This is a genomic window from Xanthomonas sp. Leaf148 (assembly GCF_001423585.1).
In the GTDB taxonomy this organism is placed as follows: Bacteria; Pseudomonadota; Gammaproteobacteria; order Xanthomonadales; family Xanthomonadaceae; genus Xanthomonas.
In genome coordinates this window covers 426,566-447,227 of record NZ_LMOP01000009.1, presented here as the reverse complement: position 1 = coordinate 447,227, position 20,662 = coordinate 426,566, and the positions used below count along the sequence as shown (strand labels likewise).

At 65.3% G+C, this 20,662-nt stretch carries 19 protein-coding genes and 1 other RNA gene; 12 read left to right on the top strand and 8 right to left on the bottom strand.

Annotated features, from left to right (window positions below; translation table 11 throughout):
• Nucleotides 1-5 precede the first annotated feature (5 nt).
• Nucleotides 6-497, top strand: coding sequence for a DUF3106 domain-containing protein (locus ASF90_RS14165; protein ID WP_055851463.1), 492 nt, complete (start codon nt 6-8; stop codon nt 495-497).
• Nucleotides 498-618: 121 nt separating this feature from the next.
• On the opposite strand, the gene ASF90_RS14160 is transcribed toward ASF90_RS14165, so the two are convergent.
• Entirely contained in the window at nt 619-1,710 is a 1,092-nt protein-coding gene (locus tag ASF90_RS14160; RefSeq protein WP_055851271.1) for an NAD(P) transhydrogenase subunit alpha, read from the bottom strand.
• 132 nt (nt 1,711-1,842) lie between these two features.
• Nucleotides 1,843-2,442: a TetR/AcrR family transcriptional regulator gene (locus ASF90_RS14155; protein ID WP_055851269.1), complete on the bottom strand. Its 600-nt coding sequence runs from the start codon at nt 2,440-2,442 to the stop codon at nt 1,843-1,845.
• Nucleotides 2,443-2,572: 130 nt separating this feature from the next.
• Between ASF90_RS14155 and ASF90_RS14150 the strand changes: the two genes are divergently transcribed.
• Nucleotides 2,573-3,436, top strand: coding sequence for an alpha/beta fold hydrolase (locus ASF90_RS14150; RefSeq protein WP_055851266.1), 864 nt, complete (start codon nt 2,573-2,575; stop codon nt 3,434-3,436).
• Nucleotides 3,437-3,571: 135 nt separating this feature from the next.
• Nucleotides 3,572-3,647: non-coding RNA, sX9 sRNA (locus ASF90_RS22430), on the top strand.
• A 332-nt stretch (nt 3,648-3,979) separates the two neighbouring features.
• Here ASF90_RS22430 and ASF90_RS14145 read toward each other — a convergent pair.
• Both ASF90_RS14145 and ASF90_RS14140 read right to left on the bottom strand, forming a co-directional pair.
• Nucleotides 3,980-6,337, bottom strand: a complete 2,358-nt coding sequence (locus ASF90_RS14145; protein WP_055851264.1) for a DUF1631 domain-containing protein — start codon at nt 6,335-6,337, stop codon at nt 3,980-3,982.
• A gap of 205 nt (nt 6,338-6,542) precedes the next feature.
• A complete protein-coding gene (locus tag ASF90_RS14140; protein WP_055851261.1) occupies nt 6,543-8,792 on the bottom strand; it encodes a DUF1631 domain-containing protein in 2,250 nt (749 codons plus the stop codon).
• Between the two features lie 133 nt (nt 8,793-8,925).
• Between ASF90_RS14140 and ASF90_RS14135 the strand changes: the two genes are divergently transcribed.
• From ASF90_RS14135 to ASF90_RS14120, 4 genes are read left to right on the top strand one after another with little or no spacing between them, the layout of a single operon-like run.
• Complete coding sequence (locus ASF90_RS14135; protein WP_055851257.1) at nt 8,926-9,501, top strand: nitroreductase; 576 nt, start codon at nt 8,926-8,928, stop codon at nt 9,499-9,501.
• Nucleotides 9,498-10,484 (top strand): 5'-3' exonuclease H3TH domain-containing protein, encoded by a 987-nt coding sequence (locus ASF90_RS14130; protein WP_055851254.1) that lies wholly within the window; start codon nt 9,498-9,500, stop codon nt 10,482-10,484. The genes ASF90_RS14135 and ASF90_RS14130 overlap by 4 nt, the downstream gene beginning before the upstream one ends.
• Nucleotides 10,481-11,032 (top strand): NUDIX hydrolase, encoded by a 552-nt coding sequence (locus ASF90_RS14125; RefSeq protein ID WP_005988855.1) that lies wholly within the window; start codon nt 10,481-10,483, stop codon nt 11,030-11,032. The genes ASF90_RS14130 and ASF90_RS14125 overlap by 4 nt, the downstream gene beginning before the upstream one ends.
• Nucleotides 11,013-11,810, top strand: a complete 798-nt coding sequence (locus ASF90_RS14120; protein WP_055851251.1) for an N-formylglutamate amidohydrolase — start codon at nt 11,013-11,015, stop codon at nt 11,808-11,810. The genes ASF90_RS14125 and ASF90_RS14120 overlap by 20 nt, the downstream gene beginning before the upstream one ends.
• A gap of 100 nt (nt 11,811-11,910) precedes the next feature.
• Here ASF90_RS14120 and ASF90_RS14115 read toward each other — a convergent pair whose 3' ends face one another.
• From ASF90_RS14115 to prmC, 4 genes are all read right to left on the bottom strand, one after another.
• Nucleotides 11,911-12,195 (bottom strand): hypothetical protein, encoded by a 285-nt coding sequence (locus ASF90_RS14115; protein ID WP_055851247.1) that lies wholly within the window; start codon nt 12,193-12,195, stop codon nt 11,911-11,913.
• A 557-nt stretch (nt 12,196-12,752) separates the two neighbouring features.
• Nucleotides 12,753-12,926: a hypothetical protein gene (locus tag ASF90_RS23485; protein WP_156364973.1), complete on the bottom strand. Its 174-nt coding sequence runs from the start codon at nt 12,924-12,926 to the stop codon at nt 12,753-12,755.
• 95 nt (nt 12,927-13,021) lie between these two features.
• Complete coding sequence (pip, locus tag ASF90_RS14110; RefSeq protein ID WP_055851244.1) at nt 13,022-13,963, bottom strand: prolyl aminopeptidase; 942 nt, start codon at nt 13,961-13,963, stop codon at nt 13,022-13,024.
• A gap of 135 nt (nt 13,964-14,098) precedes the next feature.
• Nucleotides 14,099-14,953 (bottom strand): peptide chain release factor N(5)-glutamine methyltransferase, encoded by an 855-nt coding sequence (prmC, locus tag ASF90_RS14105; RefSeq protein ID WP_055851239.1) that lies wholly within the window; start codon nt 14,951-14,953, stop codon nt 14,099-14,101.
• Between the two features lie 203 nt (nt 14,954-15,156).
• On the opposite strand from prmC, the gene ahpC reads away from it, so the two are divergent.
• From ahpC to tal, 5 genes are all read left to right on the top strand, one after another.
• Nucleotides 15,157-15,720: an alkyl hydroperoxide reductase subunit C gene (ahpC, locus tag ASF90_RS14100; protein ID WP_011036070.1), complete on the top strand. Its 564-nt coding sequence runs from the start codon at nt 15,157-15,159 to the stop codon at nt 15,718-15,720.
• Nucleotides 15,721-15,910: 190 nt separating this feature from the next.
• Entirely contained in the window at nt 15,911-17,503 is a 1,593-nt protein-coding gene (ahpF, locus tag ASF90_RS14095; RefSeq protein ID WP_055851236.1) for an alkyl hydroperoxide reductase subunit F, read from the top strand.
• 90 nt (nt 17,504-17,593) lie between these two features.
• Complete coding sequence (locus ASF90_RS14090) at nt 17,594-18,535, top strand: LysR substrate-binding domain-containing protein (protein ID WP_055851233.1); 942 nt, start codon at nt 17,594-17,596, stop codon at nt 18,533-18,535.
• A 401-nt stretch (nt 18,536-18,936) separates the two neighbouring features.
• On the top strand, nt 18,937-19,377 hold the full coding sequence (gene rnk / locus ASF90_RS14085; protein WP_055851460.1) for a nucleoside diphosphate kinase regulator: 441 nt from the start codon (nt 18,937-18,939) through the stop codon (nt 19,375-19,377).
• A 51-nt stretch (nt 19,378-19,428) separates the two neighbouring features.
• Nucleotides 19,429-20,397 (top strand): transaldolase, encoded by a 969-nt coding sequence (gene tal, locus ASF90_RS14080; RefSeq protein ID WP_055851230.1) that lies wholly within the window; start codon nt 19,429-19,431, stop codon nt 20,395-20,397.
• Nucleotides 20,398-20,662 lie beyond the last annotated feature (265 nt).

Sequence of the window (20,662 nt, the reverse complement as noted above, 5' to 3'; positions counted from 1 at the left end):
GCACGATGACCCGCACCACCCGCCTGCTGTTGACCCTGCTGCTCTGCGCCGGGCCGTGCGCGTCGCTGTTGGCACAGGACCGCCCGCCGCCGGGCCCGCCAGGGCCACCGCCGATGGACGGACACGGCCCGCATGGCCCAGGCCCACGCAACGAGACGCCGATGCCGGAGTGGGACAAGCTGACCCAGCAACAGCGCCAGGTGTTGATCGATGCGCTGCGCGAGCGCTGGAACGATGTGCCCGAAGAACGTCCGCGCATGTACCGGCATGCCAGTCGCTGGCTGGACATGACTCCCGAACAGCGCAAGCAGGCCAAGGCCGGCATGGACCGCTTCCGCAACATGAGCCCGGACCAGCGCCGCGAAGCCAAGGCCTTGTTCGACCGCATGCGCGCGCTCAACCCGCAACAGCGCAATGAGCTGCAACAACGCTGGCAGAAGATGAGTCCGGCCGAACGCAGCGCCTGGTTACGCGACCACCCTCCGACGGACGATTGAACGCCGCCGCACTGGCGGCGCAGCAGCGCGACGGCGTGCAATCAAGCCTTGACGGTCACCCCCATCGCGCACCAGCGACACTTAGAACAGCCACTGCGCGACTCAAAGCGCACGCAGCGCGCTAGGCCGCCAGTGTGGCCGACCAACGCGTCTTCGCCAGCAACTCATCGTCCCAGTCGAATGACAGCGCACCGTCGCTGATCAACAACGCGGCGAACGCGTAGACGTTGCGCGCGAACATCTCGCTGGCATGCACGGCGCCCTGGCTTGCCAGATTGAGCGGCCCGGCGACCACCACGCCATCGAGATCGACGGTTTCGCCGGGACGCGTGGCCGCGCAATTGCCGCCGGTTTCCGCAGCCAGATCCACGATCACGCTGCCGGCGCGCATGCCCTGCACCATCTCCGTGGTCACGATCTTTGGCGCCGGTCGCCCCGGCACGGCCGCAGTGCAGACCACCACATCCACGCCTTTGAGATGCTCGGCCAGGCGGCGCTGCTGCTCGGCGCGTTCGTCGTCGGTGAGTTGGCGTGCGTAGCCGCCTTCGCCGGCAGCGCTGACGCCCAGATCCAGAAAGCGCGCGCCCAGGGATGCGATCTGCTCGCGGGTTTCCGGGCGCACGTCGAAGCCTTCCACCTGCGCGCCCAGCCGTTTGGCCGTGGCGATCGCCTGCAAGCCGGCCACGCCCGCACCGATCACCACCACCTTGCAGGGGCGCATCGTGCCCGCGGCGGTGGTGAGCATCGGGAAGAACCGCGGCGCCAGTTGCGCGGCCAGTAACACCGCCTTGTAACCGGCCATGCCGGCTTGCGAACTCAGCACGTCCATCGATTGCGCACGCGTGGTGCGCGGCAGGCGCTCCAGCGGAAATGCGACCAGTTCGCGCGTGGCAAATGCCTGCGCACGCGCCGGGTCGGCATCGGGTGCGAGCATGCCGATCACCACCGTCTGCGGTTTGCACAACAGCAAGACCTCGGTCGGCGGTGCCTGCACACAGAGCAGCATGTCGGCCTGATCAAGCGTGTGTACGGTGGCAAGTTGCGCACCGGCCTGCAGATACGCCGCATCGTCCATGCTGCTGGCGCGGCCGGCGTCCGGCTCGATCCACACGCTGGCGCCAAGCGCGACCAGCTTCTTGACCGTTTCCGGCGTTGCCGCCACCCGACGTTCGCCCGCTGCGTGTTCTTTCAGCACCAGCACCTGCACAGCCATGGGTTGCTCCGGTCTCGCGCTCAGTGCGGCGATGCTAGCAGAGCGCGGCCGCGGCGCCTGGCACGTGTGCTGCGCTGGCTGTCGGCCAGGTCGCACGTCAGCCGGTACCGCGTTTTCCTCGCAGATCGCGCCTCAGGGTTCAAGCACCGCATGCAGCAACGGGGCGAACACCAGTTCCGGCGCAAACGCGCGCAAGGCGTCGTGCTTGCGGTCGATCGCCAGCGACGCATAGCCGTGCACTGCGCTCCACGCCAGCAGGGTGCGCTGTTCCAGCAGCTCGGCGTCTGGCGCGCTGCCGTGACGGGCACTCCACTGTATGCGCACCGTGTCGCGCAGACAGGCCATGGCTGCCTCGCTGGCCTGTAGCAGCCGTGGCAGGCTGCGCGAACGCAGGTCCAGGCCCAACATCAGCCGGAACTGCTGCGGATAGTCGATGGCGAATCGCAGGTAGCCCAGTCCACAGCCCAGCAGCGGGTTGGCAAGTTCCTGCTGGGTTGCGTGGATGCGCGCGAGCATGCGTTCGTAGCCATCGGCCGCCACTTCCGCCAACAACCCGTCCAGCGAGCCGAAGTGGTGCGCGGGTGCGGCATGCGAGACCCCGGCGCGGCGCGCACATTCGCGCAAGGTCAGCCCACGCACGCCCGATTCGCCGACCAGCTCCCAGCCAGCGCGACGCAATGCGGCCGGCAGATCGCCATGGTGATAGCCAGCAGGAACGTCTGATCGCGACATGGCGGCTTCGTTTATCGGGAGCTCAGTGGAGCAGATCATCTTGACGCTGACAAGATTCAATCGGCAGACTTGTGTCGCATCTTGTCGGCGACAAGATGTTCGACGCGCCCTCCCCTACAAGGACTCCCCCATGAGCTCGTCCATCGCCAAATTGCGTGCGCGGCTGCTCCGCGGCCTAATGAGCGGCATCAGCCGGCTGGCCCCCGGCCCGACGGGCCGCTCTCTGGCGCGCCGTTTCGTCACCCCGGGTGCGGCCGGGCGCCGGCAGGCGGCCACCATCGCCGCGACGTTGACCGATGTGCAGCAGCAAACCCTGCGCATCGACGGCATCGACATCGCCGTCTACCGATGGGGCGACCCTGCGCAGCAGCCGTATGTGCTGCTGTCGCATGGCTGGGCCAGCTATGGCCTGCGCTTTACGGCCTGGGTGCCGCAGCTGCGCGCACTTGGCTATGCGGTGCTCGCGTTCGATCAGGCGGCACATGGCCTGAGCAGCGGCAGGATCAGCAACATGCCGCATTTCGTAAAGATACTGCGCCAGATCGGCGAGCGCTTTGGCCGCCCTGCGGTGTTCATCGGCCACTCGCTGGGTGCGGCATCGGTGGTATTTGCCGACGACCCGGCATGGCGTCCGGCCCGTTATGTGTTGATCGCCCCGCTGGTGGCGCCAGCCGCCAGCGCGCAACGTCAGTTCCGCGCCTTCGGCATCGCACCCGGCGCATTCGCACCGTTCGAAAATTGGCTGATCCAGCTCACCGGCAAGTGTTTTGCCGACTTCGATGCGACCGCGCATCTGCCGCACTTCGATCGCCCGGCGCTGATCATCCACGACCGCCGCGACCGCGAGACGCCGTGGGAAGAAGGCGCACGCTTTGCCGCACTCTGGCCAGGCGCGCAGCTGTTCAGTACCGAAGGACTGGGCCATAACCGGATGGTCGATCACGCCTCGGTGATCGCGCGGGCGCTGGAGTTCATTGGCCCGGCATCGGGCTGAAGACTGCGCTCTGGGATGCAGTCATCGCGGGCGTGGTTGCCGGAGTGCATGCGTCAGGGCAATGCGTCGGTTAAGAGCGGCTGACAAAAGGACTGTGCTCACCGCCAAGCGGGCGCGGCCGGTGCTCGGTGCGGCATGTACCACGCGTACACTCCGGTTCCTCCGAGCCGTCCACACCCACCTGGCGAATGCTCGCTACGTTTTGTTAGCCGCTCTAAGCGTGTTGCGCAATCCGATCGCAAATGCAGCGCTTACATATTGCGCGACAAGGCAGCACACGTCGCGTTTGCTGCTGCAATGATTCCGCGCCTGCCGATGAGTCACTTCGAAAGAGTCGCCTGGCCATCCGAACCGCCACGACGCCTCAAACATCCGGCGCCTGCCGCAGGAGCCCGACGGCTCCAGGAGCCCAAACGCCGGCACAGCAAGACCCTCGCGATGGTCGCGCCAGCGACGCATATCCACTCTTCAAAGCACGCTCGCCGAAGACGGCGATACAGCCTCCGTCGCGCAGCGACAGCGCTGCGCAGTCCGTGCAATCGCTCAGTGCACCGTGCCGTTGTTGTGCAGCGGATCCAGCCGGTCGATCACGCCCTGCATCGCACTGTCGAACGCGCCATCGTTGATGTGTTCGCGCAGGCGCCCCAGCCGCACCATCACCGCCAGTTCTTCCGGCGAAGCGACGCAGAAACGCACACCGCGGCGGTTGACGAACAACAGCCGCTGCGAGATCGGGCTGACCCACGACAGCTTGCCGGCCTGCACCTTGCCGTCCTTGTCGACGAAATCCAGCCAGGTGCCGATGTCCATCGCACGGAACCGTTCGGCGTCGGCACTGTCGATGCTCTGCGCCACCGCTTCGGCACCCAGCACTACGCTGACGCTTTCGGCCGCTGGCGGCGGCAGGTTGACCTGCGGCAGTTCCGGCAAGGCTTTTTCCAGCTCCGGGCGTGCCTCGGCGATGGCCTGCAAGGTGTCGTGCAATGCGGTGATCGCCACCACCACCGCGTCGCCATGCAGACCAACGCTGGCGAACACGCGATGCAGCGCCGGTTGCCAGACCTGCAGCCACGGCTTGCCGATGATGTGGCGGCGCGCCTCGCTCAGTTCTTCCAGCACGCCATCGGCCAGCGCCAATGCCTCGACCGTGCCGGGACCTTCATCGCCGTCGCGCAGGATCGCCATGGTCAGGTGATGCAGCCACGGCTGGCGCAGGAAGTCTTCCACCGCCTTGGGCAACGGCGCACCGGCCAGCACGCGCTGCTCCAGCTCCGCCAGCGCGCGGTTGCGCGCCAGCTCCAGTTTTTCCTGGCCGCGCTGGGTTTCGGTGGCGCGGCGCTCGGCAATTTCCACACGGCGGCGGTGCTGCGACAGGAAGTCGCGGAACTCTTCTTCCAGGGTCAGGAAGATCGCCAGGTTCTCGTTGAATTCGGCCACCAGACGGTCGACGATTTCTTCGACCTTGCCCATCAGCACGCGCTCGGCGGCGCTGTCGCCGTTGTTGCCCTCGCAGGCCTCGGCAAGCGAATTGAGCAGGCGCCGCGCCGGGTGAGTCTTCTGCACGAACATCTTGCGGTCCAGCAGCGCCACTTTGACGAAGGGCACTACCAGCCGGCCGATCATTTCGCGCGAGCGGTTTTCCAGATCGCGCTCGTCCAGCATCACGTCGAACAGCATGCCGACCAGGTCGATCGCATCCTCGTCCATCGGGTCCAGCTTTGCGGTGGCCGGGTCCACGCCCAGACGCGTAGCGCTGTTGAGCACTTCGTTCTTCAGACGCTGCGCAAGCGATTCGTTGTCGTCGCCGATGGCCGCCTGCAGCGTTGCGCTGGGCGTGGCCTGCAGCAACGACAGCACCGACATCATTTCGCGCTGGCTCAGCGGGCGTTGCTGGCCCACTGCTACCGACGCAGCCGAGGCCGTGCTGTCGCGCACGCTACGGGTCTGCTGCAACAGTTCATGCAGTGCATCCAGCAGCATGCCCTGGCTGCCGCCAGGATGATCGGCCTCGCCTTCCATGCCGCCAGCGCCGCCACCATCGGCATGGCCGCGTTGCGCGGCGGCCTGCATGCGGCCGCGGCTATGCGCCCAGCGGTCCAGGAAGCGATTGGCCCAGGCTGGCGCGTATTGGTCGTTCTGATCGTCGCCGCCCATTTCGGCATCGCCGCCATAAGCGTCGGCCTGCGCGCGCGCTTCGGGCGTCTCGCCACGTGGCTGCATGCGCGGCGGCGGGCGCTTGGGCTGCGAAATTTCCGGCATCACGCCGGCCTTGACCAGAGTTTCGTCCAGACGCGCATACAACTTGCCGATCGGTTCGGCCAGGTCGCGCTCGCACAGCTTGATCACGACCAGGCGCACTTCCGGCGCCAGATCGCAGGTGGCGAACGCTTCGTGGATCGCCACGCCAAGATGTTCCGGACCGAACGGATTGGTGTCGGCCACCAGTTCCAGGCCACCGGCAATCCAGCCCAGGCGGCGATCGACACGCGCCAGCACCTGCTTGAAATCGCGCAGCAGCACGGTGGCCAGGTTGCGCACTGCCAGCCGCGATTCGAGTACGTGCTCGGGCACCAGACTGAGCGGGCCGGTGCCCATGTCGCCGGCCAGTACCACTTCGGCCGACAACGGCGTGCCGAGCAACAGCGCCTGCCAGCCGTCTTCCAGCTGTTGGCGGAATTGGGTGGTCACGTCTTCGCGCTTGCGGCGCAGCTCGCGCATGCCATCGAGAAACAGCAACTGTGACGCGCCGGCGGATTCGGCGCGATCGAACAGGACATCATCGAAATGTGCGACTGCAGCTGCAAACACCTGCACCAGCGCGGGCACGAACACGTCGTGCGCCTGCTCGAGCAAGCGTTGGTCACGGCCCGGATGTCCCGACGGACTGGGCTGAAAAGTCATGCGCAAAGGCTCCCCGCCTCTGCAGGCGTGAAAATATTCAAACGAGTAAAAACAGACGCGGCCCCAAATTCCGCCCTCGCATGGTAGGCGTTTCGCTCGTTCGTTAAGTGTGACGCAGCTCTCACTTTACTCGTGACCGCCCAGGGTTTGCGTGTCAAGGAGACATCGTAGCCCGCAACCTTGCGGTGGAGCCTGCCGGCACCCGTTATACGCCTGCGGGGGTTAAGCCTTGAGGGGGGTCAGACGCGTCCAGCCCGTCGACCACGTCCTGCATAGCGCTGTAGAAAGCGTCTTCTTCACGGTGCAGGCGCAGGCGATCCAGCCAGACCATCATGGCCAGCTCTTCCGGCGAGGACACGCACAGCCGCCCGCCGCGCCGATTGACGAACATCAGCCGCCCGGAAATCGGGCTGATCCACGACAGCTTGCCCGGTTGGACACGGCCTTCGCGGTCGACGAAGTCCAGGCTGGTGCCGATTGCCATGGCGCGAAAGAAGTCAGCGGTGATGCGGTCGAACTCCACCTGCCCGCCCGCATCGAGCATCGGAGTCAACGGCTCTGCCACCGGGTCGGCGGGGCTGGGCACCAAGCTCAATGCGGTCAGGGTGGGGGCAAGCGCTTCCGCATGGGCAGCAGCTGGCGTGGGCACCAGCGCGCGCAGCAATTCCTGCAAGGCCTGTTCGGCCTCGCGCGGCCCCAACCCGGCCAACGCAAACGCCTGCAGCAACGGCGCACGCTGTGCATCCAGCCCGGTATCGCTGCGCGCAGGCGTCAGCTGCGCCAACACGGCGTCGCCCACTGCAATGGCGGCGTCCGGGCCCGGGCCGGCGCCATCGGCGCGCAACGCAGCCTGTTGCACGCTCGGATGCCAGACGCGGCTGAGAAAGTGCTCCACCACCGGCGGCAGCGATCCGCGTGCCAGCCGCTCGGCCAGCGCCTGGGCGGCAATGCTGCGTGCCCGTTCGCGGCGTTCTTCGGCACGTTGCAATTCGTTGGCGCGGCGCTCGGCAATCTCAACGCGTCGCCGGTACTGCTCGTAACTGGCGCCGAACTCGGCTTCCAACGCCAAGAACACCGCTGGATGCTCGTCGAAGTCGCGCACGATGGTGACGACTGCCGCCTCCACCTGCGCCAGCAAGGCCTGTTCGGCCGCGCTTTCGCCGCCATTGCCGTCGCAGGCATCCACCAGCAGATTGAGCAGACGGCGCGCCGGGTGGCCATCGCGCACGAACAGATGGCCGTCGAGCATCGCCATCTTGGCCATCGGCACCAGCAACTGCCCCAGCAGGCGGCGTTGCGCATCGGAAAGCTGGCTCTGCACCAGAATCGCGTCGAACAGCAGCGCGATCAGGTCCAGCGCATCGGCATCGTTGGGGTCCAGGCAGGTGGTGACCGGGTCGACGCCAAGCGAGGCAGCCGCGCGCATGAGGTGCTGCCGCAGTGCGTGCGGCAAGCCACGCTGCCCGTCGTCGATGCTGTCGAACCCGGCGCCGGGCATGGTCTGCAGCAGCGACAACGCCGAAACCACCTCGCGGGGCGACAGCCGCCGCTGCGCGGCCGACTCCAACCGCCCGGTATCGGGCTCGCGCAGGTGGCGCGCCTGTTGCAGACGCTGGTGCAACGCGGCCGGCAGCACTTCGCGGCCGCTGCGCAGATGCACGTCGATCACCTTGACGTCGACCAATGCCCCCTGCCCGCCGGACCAGTCGGCAAAGAACCGTGCGATCCAGTCCGGCGTCTCGGTGGTGTCCTCGTTGCCGGTCTTGCCCTGGCGCGGGATGCCGCCGCGGCGATGGCGCGCTTGCGGCAACTCGCGCAGGCTGGCAACCTGCGCCAACGCCTGTTCCAGCTCTGCGTAGCGCTGGCCTACGCGCGGCATCAGCTGCTGCTCGCAGACCTTGATGACCGCCAGATGCACCTTCGCCGCCAGCGTTACGCCCTGGAAGGCCTCGTACAGCGCCACGCCTAGGTGCTCAGGGCCGAACGGATTGCTGTCGCCATCGATGCGCAGCCCGCCGGCGATGAAGCCCAGATAGCGATTGAGCCGCATCAATTCCGGCCGCCATTGATGCTGCAACGCGCCGGCCAGATTACGCACCGCCAGACGGACTTCAAGATCCTGTTCGGGCAGCAGGGTCAGCCCGGCCGCGCCGCGTGCCAACGTGCGTTCGGCCGACAACGGCCGCGCGGACTCCAGGCCCTGCCAGGCCTTGGCCAGATGCCCGCGAAAGCGCGCGGTGATCGGCTCGCGCTGCTGCCGCAAGGCCTGGATGGCTTCCATGAAATCGTTCTGGGCCGCGCCGGCATCGGCCGCCAGGCGGAACAACGCCTCGGCCAGCGCGTCCTGCACGTCGATAAACGCATCGGCCAACGGCACCAGCACGATATCGCGCACCTGATCGAGCAGTTGCGGGTTGCGGCTGGGCAGAGGATCGGTGGACACGAACTGGGTCATCGGACAACGCTGAAGGAGCGGGCAGGAAGGGGCGATGCCATTGCAGCAGGCGTCACCCGGCCGGCCATCATGCGGCGGGCGTTGGGAAGGGCCCGTCTATAATTGACGCATTCGTCGCCCAGAACCGCAAATTATGCATGCACCGTATTCGCTACAGGCGCTGGACGCGCGTCGTTCGGTCCCCTCCAAACAATTGGGCGAGCCCGGCCCGGATGAAGACACCTTGCTGCGCATGCTGACATCGGCCGTGCGGGTGCCCGACCACGGCAAGCTGGTGCCGTTCCGTTTCTTGCGCATCAGCGGCGACGCGCGGCATGCCCTGGGCGACTTTCTGGCCGAACGCACCCAGGCCGCTGATCCGCTGGCACCACCAGCCGTAGTTGAAAAAGACCACAACCGCTTCAGCGACGCACCGTTGGCGATCGTGGTCATCGCCTCGCTGCGCCCCGAGCACAAGGTGCCCGAGCAGGAACAGCTGCTCACCGCCGGCTGCGTGTGTTTTGCATTGCTGCAGGCCGCGCAGGCGCATGGCTTCGGCGCGCAGTGGCTGACCGCCTGGATGGCCTACGACCCGGCCGTCAGCGGCTATCTGGGCCTGGGCGAAAACGAGCGCATCGCCGGCTTCATCCATATCGGCACGCCGCGCATGCAGGTGCCGGAGCGCGAGCGTCCGGACCCGCGCGCCTTGTTGCGCGACTGGACCCCATGAGTACGCTGCCGGGTGCCATTGCCGCGGCGCTGCCGGGCGGTCCGCGCCCGGAGCCGCTGTATCTGATCGATGCCAGCCTGTACGTGTTTCGCGCCTGGCATTCGATCCCGGACGAGTTTCAGGACGCGCAAGGCTGGCCGACCAATGCGGTGCACGGCTTTGCGCGTTTTCTGCTGGACCTGCTGGAACGCGAGCGCCCGCAGTACATCACCATTGCCTTCGACGAAGCGTTGGACAGCTGCTTTCGGCATGCCATCTACCCAGCCTACAAAGGCAACCGCGAGCCGGCGCCGGATGCATTGCGGCGCCAGTTTGCGCATTGCAAGGCGCTGTGCGCGGCACTGGGCCTGAGCGTGCTGGCGCATCGCGAGTACGAGGCCGACGATCTGATCGGCAGCGCCTTGCACAGCGTGCGCGCGCAAGGCTTGCGCGGGGTGATCGTGTCGGCCGACAAGGATCTGTCGCAGTTGCTGTTCGAGCACGACGAACAGTGGGATTACGCGCGCAACTTGCGCTGGGGCATGGACGGGGTAAAGGCCCGCCATGGCGTGCATGCGCATCAGATTGCCGACTATCTGGCGCTATGCGGCGATGCGATCGACAACATACCCGGCATCACCGGCATCGGCGCCAAATCGGCAGCCGTGCTGCTGGCGCATTTCGGCAGCCTGGATGCCTTGCTGGAACGCATCGACGAGATCCCGTTTCTGCGCTTGCGCGGCGCCGCGCAAATGGCCGTGCGGCTGCGCGAACAGCGCGACCATGCGTTGTTATGGCGCCAGCTCACCACCATCGCATTGGACGCACCGCTCGGCTTGACCGACGCCGGCTTCACGCGCACGCAGGCCGATGCGGACATGCTGGCCGGGTTATGCGACAGCCTGCGTTTCGGGCCGCTCACGCGCCGACGCTTGCTGGCCGTGTGCGACGGCGCCGCACTGCCGCCCCCTCCCGCTTCCCTGTCTCAAGGCACCTACCCATGAACCGACACGACACCCCGCCCACCGTGGTTTACGAAGGCAAGTACCAGCGCATGGTCGTGCGCGGCACCTGGGAATATTCCGAGCGTGTGCACGCCGGCGGCCTGGCCGCGATCATCGTGGCGGTGACGCCGGACGATGCGATGTTGTTCGTCGAGCAATTTCGCGTGCCGCTGCAGGCGCGCACCATCGAAATGCCGGCCGGGCTGGTGGGCGATGTGCATGCCGATGAGTCGATCGAGCTATCGGCGATCCGCGAACTGGAAGAAGAAACCGGCTGGACCGCCGAACACGCCGAGGTACTGATGATCGGCCCCACCTCGGCAGGCGCCAGCAGCGAGAAGATCGCCTTCGTGCGCGCCACCGGGCTGCGCAAGGTCGGCGCTGGCGGCGGCGATGCCAGCGAAGACATCACCGTGCACGAAATCCCGCGCGCGCAGGTCGGCGCGTGGCTGGTGCAAAAGATGGCCGAGGGCTATCAGATGGATCCCAAGTTGTGGGCCGGGCTGTATCTGGTCGATCACGCACTGGATGGCACGCCGCGTGGTTGATGCCGCTGCCGGTCACTTGCTTGGCCCCGAGGATCCGCCAGCGTTCACCGTGCACAACGCGCAGGCGGCATCGCCGTGGCTGTTGATCGCCGATCACGCCGGCCAGCGTGTGCCTGCACGGCTGGCCAATCTGGGCCTGCCGCAGCAGGAGCTGGACCGCCATATCGGCTGGGATATCGGCATCGCACAGGTCACCCGTCTGCTGGCCAACGCGCTGGATGCGATCGCCATCACCCAGACCTATTCGCGCCTGGTGATCGACTGCAACCGGCCCGATGGCGCGGCCAGCCGAATGCCGGAGATCAGCGACGGCACATCGATTCCCGGCAACCTGGCGTTGACCGACGCCGATCGCCAGCAACGTATCGATGCGATCTTCGCGCCCTACCACGCACGCATCGCGGCCGAACTGGATGCACGCGCGCAGCGCGCCCAACCGACGCTGCTGGTGTCGATGCACAGCTTCACCCCGGTGATGGCCGGCAACGCGCGTCCCTGGCATGCCGGCGTGCTGTACCACCGCGACACGCGACTGGCGCATCGTTTGCTGGATACCTTGCGTGCAGAAGCGGATCTGGTGGTTGGCGACAATCAACCGTACGCGGTGAGCGACGCCACCGACTACGCCATCCCGGTCCATGGCGAAGGCCGCGGCCTGCTGCATGTGGAACTGGAAATCCGCCAGGACCTGATCGGCGACGCCACCGGGCAACAGGCATGGGCAGATCGATTGGCGCGCATCCTGCCGCCGCTGGCCCAGGCGCTGTTGCCGCGCTGAAACGACAATCCCCGTAGGAGCGTGCCTGCGCGCGAGGAAGCGTTATCGATAACGCCTGAGCTAAGCCGACCTGCGAATCGGTTTCGGCTTGAATGAATTGTTAGGCCGCAGGCACTGCATGGGCCGCCCACAGAATCTCAAACGTTTGAGAGCTAATGGAAATGCCATTGAACTCGAGTGATTCGTTGATCTCGGTAAGTGATGGCACCTCAGCATTGCCCAGCTCTGTCCCAGGGGAGTTTCGGTCCTGGGATGCAAAGCCGACCTTGCCGCCCGAGAAGAACTCAAGCTTACGGATCTCATAGCGACGGTGATCCAGCTCAGATACCAGTCGCACTGGTTCATTAGAGTCTTGATGCAACCACTCAACGTCGATGTATTCCATGGCGCCTAACTCCAAGACTGAGCCGACCCACGAATCGGTTTCGGCTTGAATGAATTGTTAGACTGCGCGCCAAGCAGCCGGCACTTTAGATCACTGACATCCAATCATGCTCATCAAGTAGTGCGATGAACGCGTCAATTGAGTCACGTGACAACTCTAGTGTTGCGCGGTAGCCGCCCCGAGGATGTATATTCACCAGCGTAACGTCTGCAACACCAGGGGCGCTCTTAAGAAGATCAAGAAGCTGGCGGCGCTCGTCGTCTGAGTAGGTATTGGAACCACGTCGTCGCATGAGACGTTGATACTGGCGCATGATCCAAAGACTCTTGTGACACCGATTAAGCAACCTAACGGCTTGATAAGCCGGCCTGCGAAGCAAATCTGGTTTTAATGAACTGTCAGGCCACGCCACCGGGCAGGATTGTGGCTGCAACTTCTTTTTCAATGAGGATAACGCTTCCAGGGAGCAGATCGCCCTTTGATGCTCCTGTGAATAAAAGAACAATTCGCCACCGCTGGTCAGCCGAAACCTCTGGGTCAGGAATGTTGAAGTGAATTCAACAAAAACGGCCAGTCAGCTCGACCCTAGCGCCGTCGGTACGAAGGACGGTTACATCCGCTGAAAAATCGTTCCAACGTCCAGGCGGCACCGCGAAGTCTGGGGTGACGGCCAGGCCGATGGAGGACAGATCGAAACACTCTTTTACGGCCAGTAATTCAACCTGCGTCATGTCAGCCCATCGCCTCTTCGCATGCAGGCATGCTCCCACAGGTCATGCACCAGTGTGGGCTGGCGCATGCCGTGACGGCGCTTGACCGGCGTCGCTCAGGCAAACCCGTCGGTCGCGCGCACCAGTGCATCGACATTTTCCGGCTCGAAGGCCGAATGTCCCGACGCCGGGCTGATCTGCAGCTGCGCCTTCGGCCACGCCTTGTGCAGATCCCAGGCACTTTGCAGTGGGCACACCACATCGTAGCGGCCATGCACGATCACCCCGGGGATGTCGGCAATGCGGTGCGCATCGCGCAACAACTGGCCTTCCACCTCGAAGAAGCCCTTGTTGACGAAGTAGTGGTTTTCGATACGTGCGAAAGCCAACGCAAAGTGCGCGTCCTCATGCCCGGTGACGAAGTCTTCGTCCACATGCAGAAAGCTGGTGGCACCTTCCCACACGCTCCAGGCCTTGGCGGCGGCCAGACGCGTGGCCTCGTCGTCGCTGGTCAGGCGGCGATGGAAGGCGGCGACCAGATCGCCGCGTTCGTCGGCCGGGATGGCGTTGATGTAGTGCTCCCATGCATCCGGGAACAGCCGGCTGGCGCCTTCCTGATAGAACCAGTCCAACTCGAAACGACGCAGCAAAAAGATGCCGCGCAGCACCAGTTCGGTGACCTGCTGCGGGTGGGTTTGCGCATACGCCAAGGCCAGCGTCGAGCCCCAGCTGCCACCGAACACCTGCCAGCGGTCGATGCCCAACTGCGTGCGCAAGCGCTCGATGTCGGCGACCAGATCCCAGGTGGTGTTGTCGGTGAGATCGGCATGCGGGGTAGACCGCCCGGAGCCGCGCTGATCGAACAGCACGATGCGGTACTTGGCCGGGTCGTGGAAGCGCCGCATCTTGTCGTTGCAGCCGCCGCCCGGGCCGCCGTGCAGCATCACCACCGGTTTGCCGTGCGGGTTGCCGCACTGTTCGAAATACAGCGTGTGGCGGTCGTCGACCTTCAGGCTGCCCTGCTCGTAGGGCGTGATCTCGGGATAGAGCGTGCGCATGCGTCGGTCCTGGGCGAAAACCCGCATTGTAGCGATCGACGATGGAGCCAACGGCGGTGTCTTCCCGTGGCGAGGTGTGACTGCGCATGCCGGCGCGCAATGACTGCACCGTCGGCGACGTTGCACCAGCCAGCACTACCGCGTAGCGCCCTCCTCCCAGCAGCCCAACGTCACCCGATCGCGCTGTTCCAGATCCTGATGCGTGGCCACCTGCGCAAACCCGCGCGTGCGCAGCAACTCGGCCACGGCCGGGCCCTGATCCCAGCCATGCTCGAGCAGCAGCCAGCCGCCTGCGCGCAGATGCGCGGGCGCATCGGCCACGATCGAACGGATGTCATCCAACCCGTCGCTGCCGGAGGCCAGTGCGCTGGCCGGCTCGTAGCGCAGATCGCCCTGCGCAAGATGTGGGTCGCCGGCTGCGATATAGGGCGGATTGCTGGCGATCAGATCGAAGCGCTCGCCGGCCAGTGGTACGAACCAGCTGCCCTGCCGGCACTCCACGTTCGATAGGCGGTGGCTGTCGGCGTTGCGCTGGGCGATGGCGAGCGCGGCCGCGCTGGCGTCGGTGGCGATCACCTGCGCCTGCGGCCGCTCGCTGGCGATCGCCAGTGCGATCGCGCCGCTGCCGGTACCCAGATCGGCCACGCGCCGGGCGGGCGCCTGGTCCAGCCGCTCCAGCGCCAGCTCGACCAACGCTTCGGTGTCGGCACGCGGAATCAGCGTGGCCGTGGAGACGGCAAGGTCCAGGGTCCAGAACCCGCGCGAACCGGTCAGGTAGGCCACCGGCTCGCCAGCCTGCCGCCGCTGCACCAAGGCGTCGAAGGCCTGCGCGATGGTCGGCGGCACCGGGTCGCGGCCGTGCGCGAACAGCCAGGCGCGGTCGCGGCCCAGTGCATGCAGCAGCAGCGGCTCGGCATCGGCACGCTCGATCCGCAGCGCAGCCTGCCGCAGCAGCTGTTCGGCGGGGATGCCTGCAGGATCGTCGCTCATACGGGTCATTCACTCATGCGAAACATCGGCCGACCATTATCGGAGATGGAACGGCCCACCCGCAGCGCCAGATGCCGTCTGCAATATCGATAGCCAAAACCTATCTATACAATTCCATTAATCGATTTGAGAAATCTATCGATCCTGCCTACCATGACGGCTGTTCCATCCCCTGCCCCCCTTTCATCGCACGAGGAAACTCAATGTCTCTCATCAACACCCAGGTCCAGCCGTTCAAGGCGAATGCGTACCACAACGGCAACTTCATCGAAGTCACCGAGGCCAGCCTGAAGGGCAAGTGGTCGGTGCTGATCTTCATGCCCGCCGCATTCACCTTCAATTGCCCGACCGAAGTGGAAGACGCCGCCGACAACTATGCCGCGTTCCAGAAGGCTGGCGCAGAGGTGTACATCGTCACCACCGACACGCACTTCTCGCACAAGGTGTGGCACGAGACCTCGCCGGCCGTGGGCAAGGCGCAGTTCCCGCTGATCGGCGACCCGGCCCACAAGCTGACCCGCGCCTTCGGCGTGCACATTGAAGAAGAAGGCCTGGCCCTGCGCGGCACCTTCATCATCAATCCGGAAGGCGTGATCAAGACCCTGGAAATCCACGACAACTCGATCGCCCGCGACGTCACCGAGACGCTGCGCAAGCTGACCGCAGCGCAGTTCGTGGCCAACAATCCTGGCCAGGTCTGCCCGGCCAAGTGGAAGGAAGGCGCCAAGACCCTGGCTCCGTCGCTGGACCTGGTCGGCAAGATCTAAGCCGCCGCGCATCCCTGGCCCGGTTCATCGGGCCGGGGGTGAACCGGAGCCGGTGCCAGGCTGCCCGCCTGCCAGCGCCAGCACGCATCCCGACCTCGCGCCGGCTGCGGTTCACCTCCTTCCTTCCCCGGCGACCTGCCTTTCGGCAGCGACGCCACGCCTTCCCCTTGCCCATTCCCAGGAGTTTTCCATGTTGGATGCCAATCTCAAGACCCAGCTGACTGCCTACCTGGAACGGGTCACGCGCCCGATCCAGATCCACGCCTCGATCGACGACAGCGACGGCTCGCGCGAAATGCTCGACCTGCTCGAAGACCTGGTGCTGCTGTCGGACAAGATCAGCCTGGACGTCCACCGCGATGACAACCAGCGCAAGCCCTCGTTCGCGCTGACCTCGCCGGGCCAGGACATCTCGCTGCGCTTTGCCGGCCTGCCGATGGGCCACGAGTTCACCTCGCTGGTGCTGGCGCTGCTGCAGGTGGGCGGTCACCCGTCCAAGGCTGCCGCCGAGCTGATCGAGCAGGTGCAGCATCTGGATGGCGACTACCAGTTCGAAACCTATTTCTCGCTGTCGTGCCAGAACTGCCCGGACGTGGTGCAGGCGCTGAATCTGGCGGCCGTGCTCAACCCGCGCATCAAGCATGTCGCTATCGATGGCGCATGGTTCCAGGACGAGGTCGAAACCCGCCAGATCATGTCGGTGCCCACCGTCTACTTGAACGGCGAGCTGTTCGACCAGGGCCGCATGACGCTGGAGCAGATCGTCGCCAAGCTCGACACCAATGCCGCAAAGCGCGATGCCGCCAAGATCGCCGCCAAGGACGCCTTCGACGTGTTGGTGATCGGCGGTGGCCCGGCCGGCGCGGCAGCAGCGGTGTATGCCGCGCGCAAGGGCATCCGCACCGGTGTGGCCGCCGAGCGTTTCGGTGGGCAGGTGCTGGACACCATGTCGATCGAAAACTTCATCTCCGTGCAGGAAACCGAAGGCCCGAAGATGGCGGCCGCGCTCGAACAGCACGTGCGTCAGTACGATGTGGACATCATGAATCTGCAGCGCGCCGAGCAGCTGATCCCGGCCGGTGCCGATGGCCTGGTCGAGATCAAGCTGGCCAATGGCGCTTCGCTCAAGAGCAAGACCGTGATCCTGTCCACCGGTGCGCGCTGGAGGCAGATGAACGTGCCCGGCGAAGACCAGTACAAGAACAAGGGCGTGGCCTATTGCCCGCACTGCGATGGTCCGTTGTTCAAGGGCAAGCGCGTGGCGGTGATCGGTGGCGGCAACTCGGGTGTGGAAGCGGCGATCGACCTGGCCGGCATCGTGGCGCATGTCACGCTGGTGGAGTTCGACGACAAGCTGCGTGCCGATGAGGTACTGCAACGCAAGCTACGCAGCCTGCACAACGTGCGCATCATCACCAGCGCGCAGACCACCGAAGTGCTGGGCGACGGGCAAAAGGTCACCGGCCTGGTCTACAAGGACCGCACCGGCGGCGACAGCCAGCACATCGATCTGGAAGGCGTGTTCGTACAGATCGGCCTGCTGCCCAACACCGAGTTCCTGCGTGGCACGGTGGAGCTGTCGCCGCGCGGCGAGATCATCGTCGACGACCGTGGCCAGACCAGCGTGCCGGGCGTGTTTGCGGCAGGCGATGCCACCACGGTGCCGTACAAGCAGATCGTGATCGCGATGGGCGAAGGCTCCAAGGCCGCACTGAGCGCATTCGATCACCTGATCCGCTCCAGCGCACCGGTCAGCGCCGAAAACGTTGCGCAGGCCGCATAAGCGCAACGACAGCCATCGCCCGGCCATGCCGGGCGCTAAGCTGCATCACGCGTCAGTCGTTAACCGTCACCGCCTTGAGGGCTGCTGCACATGAATCTGCGTGACTTGAAGTATCTGGTAGCCCTGGCCGACCACAAGCATTTCGGACGCGCCGCGACGGCGTGTTTCGTCAGTCAACCGACGCTGTCCACCCAGATCAAGAAACTCGAGGACGAGTTGGGTGTGCCGCTGGTAGAGCGCGCACCGCGCAAGGTGATGCTGACGCCGGCCGGCCGCGAAGCGGCGATGCGTGCACGCGGCATCGTTGCCGAAGTGGAACAGATGAAGGAAGCCGCGCGGCGCAGCCAGGATCCGGAAGCGGGTACCGTGCGGCTGGGCATCTTCCCCACGCTGGCGCCCTATTTGTTGCCGCATGTGGTGCCGCGCATCCGCGAGCGGTTTCCGCGGCTGGAGCTGCTGTTGATCGAAGAAAAAAGCGACCGACTGATGCACCAGTTGCGCGAAGGCCGCCTGGATGCGGCGCTGCTGGCGCTACCGTTGCAGGACGATCAGCTGCATGCGGAATTCTTGTTCGAAGAACCCTTTGTGCTGGCAGTGCCGGAAGGCCATCCGCTGTCGCGCCACGACAGCATGACGCTGGACGATCTGTCCGAACAACGCCTGTTGTTGCTGGAAGATGGCCACTGCCTGCGCGAACAGGCGCTGGATGTCTGCCACCTGGCCGGCGCGTTGGAGAAGTCGGAATTCCAGGCAACCAGCCTGGAAACCCTGCGTCAGATGGTGGCTGCCAATGTCGGCGTCACCCTGCTACCGCTCCTGGCAGTCAAACCGCCGGTCGCCCGCTCGGAAAATATCCGCCTGATTCGCTTCCGCGAAGACAAGCAACCCAGCCGCCGCATTGCCATGGCGTGGCGTCGCAGCTCGGCCATGACCGCCTTCCTGGAGCAGCTGTCGCAGTTGTTCAAGGAATTGCCGGAGAGCCTGTTTACGCTGGATCAGCCTGCGACAGGCCCCAAGGCGGTGGCGGCTTAGGGAATCGGGAATCGGGAATCGGGAATCGCAAAAGCGTTTCATGGCTGTGGTCGCTTTGCGCGACAGATCGTAGACAACAAACATCGGCGGCGCGCAAGCGACGCCTTTTTTTTTTCCAGCTGGTGTTTTTCTTCGGCTGCAGATTCGTCGGTGTAGCCACTCCCCTCTGCTGGCCTGCATGCGCGACGTTCGATCCTGCCATCTGCGCCCTTAAGAACTCTCTCGCAGCGCTCGCTTGATCGCCGCGTTAACGCCAGTGGCTTAAAAAAAGAACCACGTCGGCCTGCCCCAAGTCACCGCACGTTTCCGCCGGTCAGCATGTATTGGGATCGGCCAACGGCGCCCTCATCTTGTCGGTGCCGCTTGCCATGTTGGCGAGCCGTATTCGTCAGGAGAGTGCCATGACTTCCCAACATCACAGCGGCTTGCCGCCATCCATCCTTGTTTCCAGCCACGACCTCGCGCGGCTTGAGGCCTTGCTCGATTCCCCCGCCTTCAACAAGCATCCCGCCGCCACTGCGCTGAGCGACGAACTGGGCCGCGCACGTGTGCTGCCGCCCGACCAGATTCCCGGCGATGTCGTCACCATGCACTCGCGCATCGAATGCGAAGACCAGCTGCACGGCGAACGGCATACGCTCACCCTTGTGTACCCGCATGAAGCCGATGTCCAGCACAGCCGCATCTCGGTGCTCGCGCCGGTGGGCAGTGCGCTGCTTGGCCTGTCGGTCGGCCAGAGCATCGACTGGCGCACGCCTGACGGGCGCGACCTGCGCCTGCGCGTGACCGCCGTGCACGATCAACCCGCAGCCGCGGGCGACTTCCAGCGCGCGGCGCGCTAACGTAGCGCGCTGCGTCATCCCCGACCCGTTCCACGATTCGAGAGAACCCGCATGACTGCATCCCCCTCCAAGCTTGCCCAACTGCGCGACCTGTCTGTCGTTGTTGCCGACACCGGCGATTACGACGCCATCAAGCGACTGAAGCCGGTCGACTGCACCACCAATCCCACCCTGGTCAAGAAGGCGCTGGACCTGCCGGTCTATGCCGATCTGATCGAGCGCGAACTGGCCTGGGGCCGCGAGCACGGCGGCGACGATCGCACCGCCACCATCCACGAGGTCGCCGACCGTCTCACCATCGGCGTGGGCGTCAAGCTCGCCGAACTGGTACCGGGGCGCGTGTCTACCGAAGTGGACGCCGACCTGGCTCACGACACAGAGGCCACCATCGCCAAGGCGCGCAAGTTCATTGCGATGTACGCCGAGCGTGGCGTGTCCAAGAACAAGATCCTGATCAAGATCGCAGCGACCTGGGAAGGCATCGAAGCCGCCCGTCAGCTGCAACGCGAGGGCATCGACTGCAACCTCACGCTGATCTTCAACCACTCGCAGGCGCTGGCCTGCGCGGAAGCCGGCGTGTTCCTGATCTCCCCGTTCGTGGGCCGCATCCTGGATTACTACGTCGCCCAGGGGCAGACCCCGGCCAACATCGATGAAGACCCGGGCGTGGTGTTCGTGCGCACCGTCTACAACGAGTTCAAGCGACGCGGCTCGTCGACCGTGGTGATGGGCGCCTCGTTCCGCTCCACCGCGCAGATTGAAGCGCTGGCCGGCTGCGACCGCCTGACCATCTCGCCGGATCTGCTGGAAAAGCTCGACGCCGAACACGGCGAGTTGCCGCGCAAGCTCTCCCCGGCCAAAGCCGAAACCGTGCAGATCACGCCGATCAATAGCGACAGTTTCGCCACCGACCTGGCAGCCGACCCCATGGCCACCGAAAAGCTGGCCGGCGGCATCGACACCTTCGCCAAGGATCTGCAGGCCCTGCGCAAGACCATCGCAGACAAGCTGGCCGGCTGATCGTCTCAACGTACAAGTGCGACCACCAACGCCCGCGGCCGATGCTGCGGGCGTTGTCGTTTACGGGGTTGCAGCGGCAGTCGCACCGGGGCGTGGAATCCCGGTCGGAGACGACTTCCCGCGTATCCGATACAACACCCGCAAGTCGATGCCGCTGCGTCCCGCACCTCTCTGGCGCTGGCACACGCTGTCTATTGAGGTAAAGCAGGTAACGCGACGGATCTGATCGACACTGCGTGCCTCGCACAGCGTTGCCATCCTCTGC